Genomic DNA, 11,834 nt, shown 5'->3' on the forward strand with positions numbered 1-11,834 from the left:
GAGGAAGCATGGGAAATGCGAATATCGGGCGAAGCCTGGAGCCCGCCGGGCGGAGGGGACCCAAACGCATCGAGAAGATGCATGGCGAACATGGCTGTCAGTCTCTGTCACCCAGCAACACAGGTGCGTTTGCCAATCAATCCGGCGCAGGGGGAAAACGCCTAGAATGCGCCGGGTAAGGGGCACGATGGTCCTTGCGCCTGGCTCAACTTAGCGACCACGAGTTCGCGGCCTTGCGGAAAGGCGCGCGAATTGCCTCAGATGATCCCGGACGCCAGACAGCGCCTCGACAGTGCATATTGCGCGGTCGAGCTCCTGTGGCAAAAAGTTCGACTTCTGGACGAGATTGGTGGCCTTGACCGGAGTCAAAGGTCCTGCGCCATACGGAACGCACCAGCCAGTCGTTGCGTCCGCCTCCGAACCGCCGTTGCCCCGGTGTCGGACTTGGAAAGGTCGCGTTGAACACGACCTGCTTCGCGCCGCAAAAGACCGTGGCCTGATCGATGCTGGAATTGAGCCCGTAATCGCGACCGAAGTCCCGCGGACTGCCAGCTGCCTGCTCCCGACGAGCGCGGCGCATTTCTCAGCTCGTCGCGCATTGCGTAGACGCCGGCCTCGCAGGCAGCAACTGAGGTTTCGAAATCGGATTCGCCCTGACCGAGTGTGATCACGTCCGCGCCTTGTTCGCGTAGCTCGGCGGCTCGCGCCGCCATGGCCTCGGCTTCTAAGGGACGGACAAGCCTTGAGCCGTTCTGCAACGAGAGACAATGGGGGCACCTGAAGTTTGAGCAGGATTGTTGACGCCTTTTACTTGTTGGCAAAGTTGCGAACAAAACCGACATTCGTGTTTGTTGAATGAAATGATCGCAAGTTGCGATGCCTTGCGTCGCATCGCTGAAGACGACGGCGCGTTTCGCGACCGCGCTTCACCAGCAGAGCAAATATGCTTGGCGCTTTGTGTGTTGGGTGCCGCGCAGACGTGTGAATTTTCTTGTCCAATTCGAAACGTTCAACAGGACTCGAAGCGCTTTCCAGCTCACGACGAGGAAATTGCGCGGCGCCGCACTGTTTAGCTCGCAGTACCGCAGTTATCGCATATTGCAGGGTATTCCATCTACTTATTCGATGCCTGTCATCCAGCTGTAGCACGACGGGTCTTGAAGGTCCGCAGCTTGCGCAAAGAGCGTCATGGCAGCGAGGAAGTGATGCGATGGCATCGGTTTTGATCGAAAACATCAGTAAGAACTACGGTAAGACGGCCATCCTGCGCAGCGTCTCACTGTCGATAGCCGATGGTGAATTCCTGACGCTGTTGGGACCGTCGGGCTGTGGTAAGTCGACGCTGCTCCGTATCCTGGCCGGACTTGAGGTGCAGGACGAAGGCTCCGTCTCGATCGGCGAGCGCCTTGTGGACGGAGTTCCGCCAAAGCGGCGGGATATTGCAATGGTGTTCCAGTCCTATGCCCTCTATCCCCATTTGAGCGTCGCGTCGAATATCGCCCTGCCGTTGCGGATGCGTCGGCTCTCTGCCTTACGGAGGCTCCCCCTTCTCGGTCGTCTTCTGCCAAGAACGGCGCAGATCGCCGCGGACATTGGGGTGGAAGTCTCCCGCACGGCTAAGTCCCTCGGGATCGGCCACCTGTTGTCGCGCAAACCGGGGCAACTCTCGGGCGGCCAGCGCCAGCGTGTCGCGGTTGGTCGGGCGATGGTGCGCCATCCAGCTGTTTTCTTAATGGACGAGCCTCTATCCAATCTGGATGCCAAGCTGCGCGTGCACATGCGCGCCGAGATCAAGGAACTGCACCAACGGCTCGGCGTCACCTTCGTCTATGTTACGCATGATCAGGCCGAGGCGATGACCCTTTCGGACCGCGTGGCCGTGATGCTCGATGGTGAGTTGTTGCAGGTTGCTCCACCGCAAAGCATCTACTCCGATCCAGACAATCGCCGCGTCGCAGAATTCATCGGCTCACCCAAGATCAATTTACTTGATGGCGTGATGCGTGAACGCGGCCTAATCGACGTGGCTGGTTCGGCGATCCCGGTCGAAGCCCATGCCCTGGCAGGCACGCCGCTCTCGCTCGGCATTCGTCCGGAGGCTCTTTATGTCGCAGACCACGCCGGCCAGGGGGTGCTGACAGGTTCGGTGCGAATGGTCGAGCACATGGGATCAGATCTCTTTGTACATCTCGATCTTGCCGGCATCGATCAGCCGTTTATCGCAAGGCTGCTGGCCGAGCGGGCGCCGCATATCGCGCCCGGCCAGACCTTGCATGTCGGCGCGAGACCGGATCGCATTCTTCTGTTTACACGGGATGGACGGCGCTTACGGCGTGAACCGGATCCTGTTTGCAGATACGTCGCTCCGCTCCGGGAGGCCGTGAGATGAGCGAGCCTCGTACTTTTTCCGACGCTTATAATTTGTCCTTAACGCGGCGTGGAGCGTCATTTCTTGCGGTCTCACCAGCTCGTCGGCAAGCCTTTGCGGTGGCATTCGCAGGATTCGGGCTGGCTGGCCCGGCGGTTTTCTTTCTGCTGGTGCTGTTCATGCTGCCGGCGGTTGGGGTGTTTTTCATCGCGCTCACCGACTGGCAGCTCGGGGCTGGCTCTTTTTCCTTCGTCGGCCTCGCCAACTACCGCGAGGCGTTCGCGGACGCCACCTTTAGGGCCTCCCTCGCCAACACCACTATCTATGTTCTGATCGTCGTGCCGGGTACGCTGCTTGCCGGCCTTACTGTTGCACTTCTGATCGAAAGCGGAAAATCCTGCCGCTCGTTCTATCGTGCCATCCATTTCCTGCCCTTTATGGCGACGGTCACCACTATGGCCATTGTCTGGGAGGCGCTGCTGCATCCCACGATAGGGCTCGTGAACCAGATGTTCGCCGCCGTGGGCCTTCCGACCGCCAACTGGCTGCGTGATGAAAATACCGTCCTTCCGGTGTTGGCCACTATCGGGATGTGGCAAAATCTCGGCTATGCGATGGTGTTGTTTCTCGCAGGCCTCAAAAGCATCCCGCGAGATCTCTACGATGCAGCCGATGTCGACGGTGCCGACTTATGGATCGACCGCCTCCGCATCGTCACTCTGCCCTTGCTCGGGCCGGTCTCGATGTTCGTTGTCATTGTCGTGGCACTGCGGGCCTTGGAATGCTTCGACGCGGTGAAGGTACTGACGCAGGGCGGCCCTGGAGCTGCCTCCGAAGTACTGCTCTACACGCTCTATCGGGAGAGTTTTGAGTATCTGCGCACCGGATATGGCGCCGCCGTCGCCGTCGTCTTTCTCGCCATGGTCGGAACTCTCACTCTGATCAACGCCCTCGTCATGGATAGGAAGGTGCATTACCAATGAGCGTGGCCACTTCGGTCAAAGGCTTGTCGTCGCTTGCCGGCATGTTTCGCCATGTCGTGTTACTCGTCACAGGAGCGTTGATACTCGTTCCCTTCCTGTGGATGATCTCGCTCTCGGTCAAGGCGCCGGGCGAGATATTCCACGCGTCTTTCTCCTTTTGGCCCGTGCAATTCTACGGCATCGAAAACTATGAAAAAGCGCTGAATGAAGCGCCGCTGCTCCGCTACATGGGCAACGGCCTGATGGTATGCGGTCTGATCCTGGCGCTACAAACTCTCCTCTGCGCTCCTTGCGCCTACGCGCTTGCAAAACTGCGATTTTTCGGTCGCGAACTCGTTTTCGGCATGGTGCTTGCCGGTCTGATCCTCCCGCACCAAGTGCTTTCGCTGCCGCTATTCATCCTCGGGTACAAGCTCGCCATCCTCAACACTTACACCGCGCTGATCCTTCCTTATGTCGTCTCACCCTTCGGCGTCTTCCTGTTCCGGCAGTTTTTCAAGACGATTCCGGATGATGTCGTGCACGCTGCCCGTCTCGACGGTCTCTCTGAACTCGCTATCGTCTGGAAGGTCATGGTGCCAATGGCACTACCGGCTGTCATCGCCTTCGCAATCTTCTCGGTGGTCGGGCACTGGAATGACCTATTCTGGCCACTGATCGCCGTACGTGATCAGTCCCTGATGCCGCCGACGCTGGGTATTCTGGTCTTCAAGAACGAGGAGGCCGGCAGCGACTACGGTCCTCTGATGGCGGCATCCACTCTTGTGGTACTCCCGCTCACCATCGCCTTCCTTGCAGCCCAACGTTGGTTCGTCGAGGGACTGACCGGAGGGGCCGTCAAATAATAGGCGAACCGAGGGGATCAGAATTCTCCTCTTGTCGAATGCACAGGCATTGCCCCGGCAAGCGCTGAAATGGATATGGTTTCAAAAGGAACTCCGATGTTCACAATAACAAAGCTTTCTTCCGCAATCGGCGCGGATGTCGCCAATGTTGATCTCCGCAGATTGGCGGAATCGAAAGACGCCGCCGTTGTCGCTGCGCTTCGCGAAACGCTCGAAACGCACCTTGTGCTTCGCTTTCGTAGCCAGCATCTGTCACCAAGCGAATTCGTCGCGCTTGCGTCTGCCTTCGGCCATACAAAGACGCTAAAGCGCGCCGCAGCCTCAAGTAGCGCGCATTTGCCTGGCCATCCTGAAATCAAGGTCGTCTCGAACGTAGCGAATGATGATGGCCGCCCGATCGGTGACGGTGGTTCCTCTGAGAATTACTGGCACACCGATGGCACCTATCTGCCACGGCCGGTCAAGTTGACGTTCTTGTACGGACGCGAGTCGCCAAAAACAAATCCACCGAAGACCTTTTTCATGAACCTCTCCGATGTCCATGATCGCCTGCCTCACTGCTTGACATCCTATCTGAGCCGACTGAGTTGCATCCATTATTCACAGTATAATTTCGCTGCTGAATATGCCGAGCAAATTGCAGCACTCCCCGAAGGGGCCGATCGTCGGCATATTGGGCCCAGCTTTCCGCTCGTGCGCCTGAATCCCCATAGCGGAAGACCATCCTTGTATCTCCCTCGACAGCGACAATGCCTTATCGAAGGCTTGACGGGCGCAGAGAGTGAGAAGCTCTCTGACCTGCTATGGACATACGTCGAAGCCTATAACGATACATGGGGCGACGTGATAGGTGTCGATGATCTCTTCGTTTTCGATAACAGTTACACGCTTCATAGACGTGAGGCGTTCGACTCTCGAGAACGGCGCGTCCTATGGCACATCACGACGGAGGGCGAACCACCCATTCCGTATGCATTGGCGTCCTAATCTAAGTCGCTAGGGCCAAGTGGCAGCAGAAAGAGTTGCGACAGATTGAAGGTGGGCTGTGCCATCTGACCTGTAGCGATTCATCCATGCCCGCAAGACGAGCCTACCCTCGGTCCGAGAGTGCCGAAAACTGGCGGGCCGTTTCCCGGACCACAAGTCGCACCATCATTGGAGAAGTGGGGTGGTTCCCTGTTCGTCGACAATTTCAGAGCCCGCCCCGAGATCGGCGGCCGCGCTGTTTTCGAACGAGCTGTTTATGAATGGCGGCACGTTTCCTGCTATTGTGTTTTGGCGTCCGCCGACCGGCACCAACCCAACCGTCGTTTTCTTGCCTGGCGGTGGCCATCTGGCCCGGGTCGCATATGGCGACCCGGGCGCGGATCCACGGGACTTCCTCGACTTCTGGCTGCGTGAGGTCGGATGGGGGCTTCTGGCCGTCTCCTATCCCAGTGATCATCCCATCTTTCCCCGGCTTTATCCCGAGATGACCGTGAGCGACTGGGGGGCATCGGTGACCGCGATCACCCTCGGCCTTTTGGCCCCCTGTCCTGCGCCACGGCGAGTCGTCGTGGCCGGCTGGAGCATGGCGGGCCGGGTTGCGCGCTCAGTCTGTCGAGGCCTCGCCCGAGGCGGTTTGCCGCCGATCGGCTTTATTTCGCTCGCTGCGAGCGCTCCGTTTCCCGGCCTGGTGCCCGTCTTCGAGAGGGGCGAGCCCGTGACGGAGGCGGGCTTGTGGGCTCTCTCGGCCAATGAGCCCGGTCTACCAACGCGTCACTCAAATTGGTGTGCTGAACTTGCTGCCCAAGCGGCCGACAATGAGCGCGTGATCATCCCCGAAGAGGTCTATCAACGGGACTATCGTGTAAATACGCCGCTTCTGTTGCGCGGAGAGCCGCAATTTCTGCGATCGCGCAGCGCGGTCGTTTCGGTTACCGAAGTGACGGACGAACTCGGCACTTTCGATTTTGGCTCCCATCCGCTGACGGGTGTAATAGCGCCGACGCGGTCTTCTGATGCGCGTCACGCGCTGACCGATTCACTCACCTGGGGTTTCCTGAACGCACAGCACGTCTTCGAGCGCTACGTTAGCGGATGCCCCGACCTTTCCACTATCGGTCCTCAGCGTTGGGAGCAGTTGCGGTCGCTGATGTTAGATTTGCCACGCCGGCTCACGCGTACTGTATCAGGCGGTCATTTCTTCTTCATAGGTGAGCGCGGCGCCAAAGCAACAGCACATCATCTGACAAATCTCGCCACCGAAATCGTATCCCTGCAGGCTGAAGTCTCGGCCATCTTCTGCAGTCAACCGGCACCAGAAACGAAATAATGACAGCCTTCAGCCGTTTCAAAGCACGCGCTCACTGCATTCATACGCACTTCTGATGATGCCCGCGCCCTCACAAGGTGTCGCTAAAGCTTGTCCGAAAGCACGAGTTGGCCTCCGAAGCTGGTCGGTCGACCAGTCCGATCACACTCCGGCCTGCTAGTTATACAGACGCAATCCAAACATGGTTGGCGATCCTTCGATCGTATTGGGGGGCGGCAGGCGCTCGCCCCTCACACGAAGCCGGTCGCCAAGGTTGCTGGGCGTCAAACAACGACCGCTGCGATGCTGCTGGTACACGCCGTTCACGAGGAAAGATCAGAGAGGCGCTGCGGGAGCGGCGCCTTAGCACGTCATCACTTCTTTAGAATGAGCTTGCGCGCCTCCTTGGCGGCGTCATCGAGCGCCGCCTGCGCCGAGAGTTTGCCGCCTACCACCAGTTGCATCTTGTCCACGATCATCGCCGCGGCCTTCGCGCTGTTCTCGCCCGGAAATGCATACCAAGCCACCAGATTGCTGAGTTGCCGCAGCGGAACGTTGTAGTTCGGCCTTTCCCGATAAAGCGTCTGTAGCTGTGGATCCGACAGGGCGGCCGTGTTGATTGGTGTATAGCCGGTCATCGCCGCCATGATTGCCTGTGCCCGCGGGCTTGCTGCGAACTTGATGTATTTCCACGCTGCTTCCTGCCGAGCGGGCTCCTTGGTTAGCATCATCATTCCGTTGCCGGCGGCCAAGGTCTTGCCGTCGTGAGCCAAAGGGATCGGCGTCATCGTAAGCATGAAATGCCGACCGATTTTCTGTTCGAAATCGGTGAGAAGGCTGCTGGATGTCAAGTAGATACCAATCTTGCCGCCGACAAACGACTGACGGGCGTTGTCACGCGACAAGTCGATCATCCCGGAATCTGCGGCGCGTGCTACGGTTGCCATAGCGGCAAGCCCTTGCCGCTGGTCGAAGGCGATATCGCCCTCGCCCTTGGTCATCATCCTGCCGCCATGCGCAAAAAGCAGTGTTTCAAAGCCCCACGCGCCATTGGCATTATACTCCATGTAGAACCCGCTGACGTTCGGCTCCAGCTTTGAGATCTTCTTTGCCAAATCGAAAACGTCGTCCCAGGTCGTGGGGAGGTTGGCAGGGTCAGCGCCGGCGCGGGCGAGAAGGGCATTATTGTAGAACAGCACTGGCGTCGTCAGCGAATAAGGGACGGCATAAGCCTTGTCACCGGTCGATCCGATGTTTCGAATGGCGTCAGCAACACCCTGCTGAGTCCACTCCGGTTCGGCCGAGATAAAGCGGTCGAGCGGTACGGCAAGGCCACGATCGGCCAGCAGCCGTATATAATTGAGGCCCTGGTGCGAGACGTCAGGCGCGTCGTTAATCAATTGGGCGCGCAAGGTACTTTGCAATAGTTCGTCGTAGCTCTTCGCCGTTTCGAACTTGATTGTGATCTCGGGGTACGCTTTTGTGAATTCAGCCGCGACTGCATTGTACATCGCAGAAAAATTGGCGGGCGAATAGCTCACACGCAGTTCCAGCGCGTAAACCATGCTCGGTCTGGCGATAACAATCGGAACCACCAAGAACAAAGCCACCGCAAGCAGACGTCTCATTGTTAGTCTCCAATCAAAAGAATTCAGCGAGCAAGCGTCTCAACCGGCCGCTCGCCCCGCGGGTATGGTTTTTACAGCATTTGCGCCGATCACCAGTCAAACCAAGGAGCAGGCGTCAGGCTGGAGCTTTTCCGATCGGTCGGTCGTCAACGACGCGTTGTGCCATTGTCTCCACATCTCGTCACAGCGATAAATTCCTCGACCTCTCGGTCGCGCTAGCCTGCTAAGGACTTCAAGAGGTGGATGGCGACATGCAGATGACAAGCATCGAAAAATTATATGAGAAACGCGCAACATGTAATCATCGCGTGCTCTGGGTGGCTTGATGATCACCGAATTGCGATTGTCGGCCGAAACAACGGCAAATGATCTCCGCGGCCGAACGCGGCGGGCAAATCGAACACTGGATACGTCTGCGCTAAGTAAGATCAGGTGTGCATTGCGAGAGGGGGCCAAGCCGCGGCTAGGCAGGTTGAGCGTCCGGCTAGAAGTGCAGGAGTTCAGCTCCTCCGAAGTAATAAGTCGCAAATACCCACTGGCCGGCGAGCCGCTCGTTGGGGCTCTGTAAGCATGGATCGGGGTGTGGACCAAACTAATCAAACTGCGAGGGGACGCCATTGGCGTCGCCCACGCGTGCACTGAGCATAAGTTAAGACGCATCATTTGCGTGTCGGCTCGCCCGGTTTCTCCCGGGGCTCTACGATTTCAGCTACTAGAAGAATATCGATGTAGACGCTGAGAAATTTAGGGCATGGCCGATTTGGGGCGTGTATGTGATGCTTGTCGGGTGATCGATATATGTCAGCCCCAAGCTCGCGTATATTCCCGGGCCAAGATGCGCAGTATATGTTCCGGAGATTGCTTTCGCGTCCCGATGAACGAGATTTCCTTTGGCCGCCGCAGCATCGACTGCAAATCTGCTCCACACCGTGTCGGTAGCAACAAGCGAGATTTGATCACTGGGCCGACTATCAAAGAGTCCCTTCGCGTAAAGCCGGACCTCATAATACTGGCTAACCTTGTTGAGGTCAGGCGGAGCTCCCATAACCGAGAATCCACCATAGATGCCACGAGATGCGGCGTCATGGACATGGCTCTGCCAGAGTTGCCTGTCGGCAGCGACGTAATAAAGGCTATTCTCGTCAGCTCTCGATTGGGTTGGAGATGCCAAGTTCGTGTAGTGGCTGTTGTTGAAGCCAACACCCGCCCGCAACCACGTCTCGGGTAAACCGGGAGCCGCGCTGTGAACCGCCCCGGGTTTGCCGGAGGCTCCAACTCCTGAGAGGATGGAGCCATGACGAGCAAGACGACGAACAAGTTTTCACCCGAGGTCCGGACCCGAGCGGTTCGGATGGTTCTGGATCACGCCGGCGAGCACCCGTCGCGCTGGGCGGCAGTTACGTCAATCGCGGCCAAGATCGGCTGCACGCCGCAGACGCTGCATGACTGGGTCAAGAAGGCCGAGGTCGGTAGCGGGCAGCGGGCCGGCGTTCCGACCGACACGGCCGAGAAGCTGAAGGCGCTCGAACGGGAGAACCGCGAGCTTCGGCAGGCCAACGAGATCCTGCGCAAGGCAAGCGCCTATTTTGCGATGGCGGAGCTCGACCGCCGGTTCAAGCCATGATCGCCTTCATCGACGATCATCGTGGGGCGCATGGGGTCGAGCCGATCTGCAAGGTCTTGCCGATCGCCCCCTCGACCTACCACGCCCATGTGACCAAGCGGCGCGATCCCGCCAAGCTGTCGGTGCGCGCCAGGCAGGACGCCGCGCTGAAGATCGAGGTGCGGCGCGTCTTCGATCAAAACTTCTCCGTCTACGGCGTGCGCAAGGTCTGGCGCCAGCTCAAGCGCGAAGGCTTCGATGTTGCCCGTTGCACGGTGTCGCGACTGATGCGTGACATGGGTTTGCAAGGGGTCATCCGCGGCAAATCCGTCAAGACTACGATCAGCGACAAGGCCGCGCCATGCCCGCTGGATCACGTCAACCGCCAGTTCAAGGCGCCAAGGCCGAACGTTCTCTGGCTCTCCGACTTCACCTATGTCGCGACCTGGACCGGCTTTGTCTACGTCGCCTTTGTGATCGACGCCTATGCCCGCAGGATCGTGGGCTGGCGAGCCTCGCGCACGGCGCATGCAGGCTTCGTGCTCGATGCGCTGGAGCAGGCACTGCATGATCGACGGCCGGTCCATCGTGGCGGGCTCGTGCACCACAGCGACAGGGGCAGCCAATATGTATCCATTAAGTACACCGAGCGCCTGGCTGAAGCTGGTGTCGAGCCTTCTGTCGGCAGCGTCGGAGATTCCTATGACAACGCTCTCGCCGAAACCATCAACGGTCTCTACAAGGCTGAGGTGATCCATCGGCGCGGGCCATGGCGCAGCTTCGAGGCCGTCGAGTTCGCGACCCTAGAATGGGTGGATTGGTTCAACAACCGACGGCTCCTGGAGCCCATCGGCAACATCCCGCCGGCCGAAGCCGAACAACGCTACTACGCCATGCTGGAACAACCCGCCATGGTGGCATAACTTAAACCAAATGGCCTCCGGCAAACCCGGGGCGGTTCACTGTTGCGATAACCGCTCTCGTCAAGCAACAGCAGGCCCGCGTTCGCTGTACTCCAGTTTAAGCCCGTTGAATTTGCAGTTATATGCGCAAACACCCCGTCTGGACTGGTAGAGCGTTGGAACGACACTTTGTTGTACAGTCGGTCATCGAAATGGTAGGTCAGGTTGAGAGTCGGTGTCGGCGCGGGCGCGAAGTTCATCCCTCCTTGATACAGCACATTCGATGAGGGTCCGAAGACGTTTGCTCCTGGATTTCCTCCGACCACCGTGCCGGCTAACTCATACGAGTTCATGAGGTAGCCGACTTTGAGCTCGAGCTTCCGATCAAAAAAGGTTTGGTAGTAGGCGATGGTATTGATCCCCCATCTATCTGGGCCCCCGGGCTGCCAGGTCCAAGCTTGCTGCTCGGTTCCAACAATGATCTGACCGTCGGGGATTCCATACCGGCTGAGATCATAGGTCACCATCATGTAATTGAGGGTATAGAAAGTCGGATTCTGTCCGCTATATAGTTGGTTGGCGATGGTGCTCTTGGCTGCATTCGGCAGAAGGTTGCTAACGTAGGTATTTTGCGTCCAAGCAATGTATCCGATCCCAATCTCTGCGAGCGCGGATCTTATGCCTCCTTTGTCCTGAACCAAGGTATCGGCTGGGCCAGGTAAGTTGACCTCCAATCCCTTTATGCGGAGGTTTTCGAACTTTGCGAATGGGCCGGGCTGGGGGGTGATAGCTTTGGCTGGGCGAGCGTCAGCACGCGCTGTTCGTTTTTCACCAGTATCACTCCCAAGTTGGACCATCTTCTTTTGAACGTTTCTCTTAGCGACCGCGCTCAGAGTGTCGCTTTTCTGATTGGACATATTAGTCGTTTGTGCCAGCGCCCTTCCGGGAATCAGACTTGCTGCCAGGATACATGCAACTGCTAGCTCCGCTTTTCTAATGGATCGAAAGCGGAACGCATGTCCTGATGCCGAGTATGACGGTCTTGTCTGATCATTTTGTACATCGTTACTGTTCATCTTAATGCGCATAGAATCCCCCAGACGCGGTTAGAGCCGTTGCGCGCTGTGTTTGGCATCGTGACCGCAACTGGAGGATGACAGGCATAGGATAATTCGATGTGATCACCTGTAAGATGCGATGACGCTAACTGTT

General features: G+C 58.0%; 9 protein-coding genes and 1 other annotated feature. Of the genes, 6 read left to right on the forward strand and 3 right to left on the reverse strand.

Annotated features, from left to right (window positions below; genetic code table 11):
* The first annotated feature begins 1,210 nt into the window (after positions 1-1,210).
* From EI171_RS11500 to EI171_RS11520, 5 genes are all read left to right on the forward strand, one after another.
* Positions 1,211-2,389, forward strand: a complete 1,179-nt coding sequence (locus EI171_RS11500) for an ABC transporter ATP-binding protein (RefSeq protein ID WP_161533379.1) — start codon at positions 1,211-1,213, stop codon at positions 2,387-2,389.
* On the forward strand, positions 2,386-3,351 hold the full coding sequence (locus tag EI171_RS11505) for a carbohydrate ABC transporter permease (RefSeq protein ID WP_161533380.1): 966 nt from the start codon (positions 2,386-2,388) through the stop codon (positions 3,349-3,351). The genes EI171_RS11500 and EI171_RS11505 overlap by 4 nt, the downstream gene beginning before the upstream one ends.
* Positions 3,348-4,196: a carbohydrate ABC transporter permease gene (locus EI171_RS11510; RefSeq protein WP_161533381.1), complete on the forward strand. Its 849-nt coding sequence runs from the start codon at positions 3,348-3,350 to the stop codon at positions 4,194-4,196. Before EI171_RS11505 ends, EI171_RS11510 begins: the two co-directional genes overlap by 4 nt.
* A 69-nt stretch (positions 4,197-4,265) precedes the next feature.
* Positions 4,266-5,183, forward strand: coding sequence for a TauD/TfdA family dioxygenase (locus EI171_RS11515; protein WP_161533382.1), 918 nt, complete (start codon positions 4,266-4,268; stop codon positions 5,181-5,183).
* Positions 5,184-5,439: 256 nt separating this feature from the next.
* Positions 5,440-6,510: a hypothetical protein gene (locus EI171_RS11520; protein WP_161533383.1), complete on the forward strand. Its 1,071-nt coding sequence runs from the start codon at positions 5,440-5,442 to the stop codon at positions 6,508-6,510.
* A gap of 353 nt (positions 6,511-6,863) precedes the next feature.
* Here the strand turns inward: EI171_RS11520 and EI171_RS11525 are convergent, their stop codons facing one another.
* Both EI171_RS11525 and EI171_RS11530 read right to left on the reverse strand, forming a co-directional pair.
* Positions 6,864-8,117 carry an extracellular solute-binding protein gene (locus EI171_RS11525; protein WP_161533384.1) on the reverse strand — a complete coding sequence of 418 codons (1,254 nt, stop codon included), beginning with the start codon at positions 8,115-8,117 and terminating at the stop codon, positions 6,864-6,866.
* Positions 8,118-8,829: 712 nt separating this feature from the next.
* The gene (locus EI171_RS11530; RefSeq protein ID WP_371740505.1) at positions 8,830-9,330 is read right to left on the reverse strand and encodes a carbohydrate porin; all 501 of its coding nucleotides are present in this window, start codon (positions 9,328-9,330) and stop codon (positions 8,830-8,832) included.
* Positions 9,331-9,411: 81 nt separating this feature from the next.
* Here EI171_RS11530 and EI171_RS11535 point away from each other — a divergent pair.
* Positions 9,412-10,643 (forward strand): IS3 family transposase gene (locus EI171_RS11535; protein WP_246740221.1). Its coding sequence is split into 2 segments (ribosomal slippage): positions 9,412-9,703 and positions 9,703-10,643, totalling 1,233 coding nucleotides; the frame shifts between segments, so codons are not numbered across the junction.
* Positions 9,696-9,812 (forward strand) — a sequence feature (AL1L pseudoknot). It overlaps the preceding gene by 117 nt.
* Here EI171_RS11535 and EI171_RS11540 read toward each other — a convergent pair.
* On the reverse strand, positions 10,607-11,710 hold the full coding sequence (locus EI171_RS11540) for a hypothetical protein (protein WP_161533385.1): 1,104 nt from the start codon (positions 11,708-11,710) through the stop codon (positions 10,607-10,609). The genes EI171_RS11535 and EI171_RS11540 overlap by 37 nt on opposite strands.
* Positions 11,711-11,834: the final 124 nt, after the last annotated feature.

Source organism: Bradyrhizobium sp. LCT2, assembly GCF_009931255.1.
Lineage (GTDB): Bacteria > Pseudomonadota > Alphaproteobacteria > Rhizobiales > Xanthobacteraceae > Bradyrhizobium > Bradyrhizobium diazoefficiens.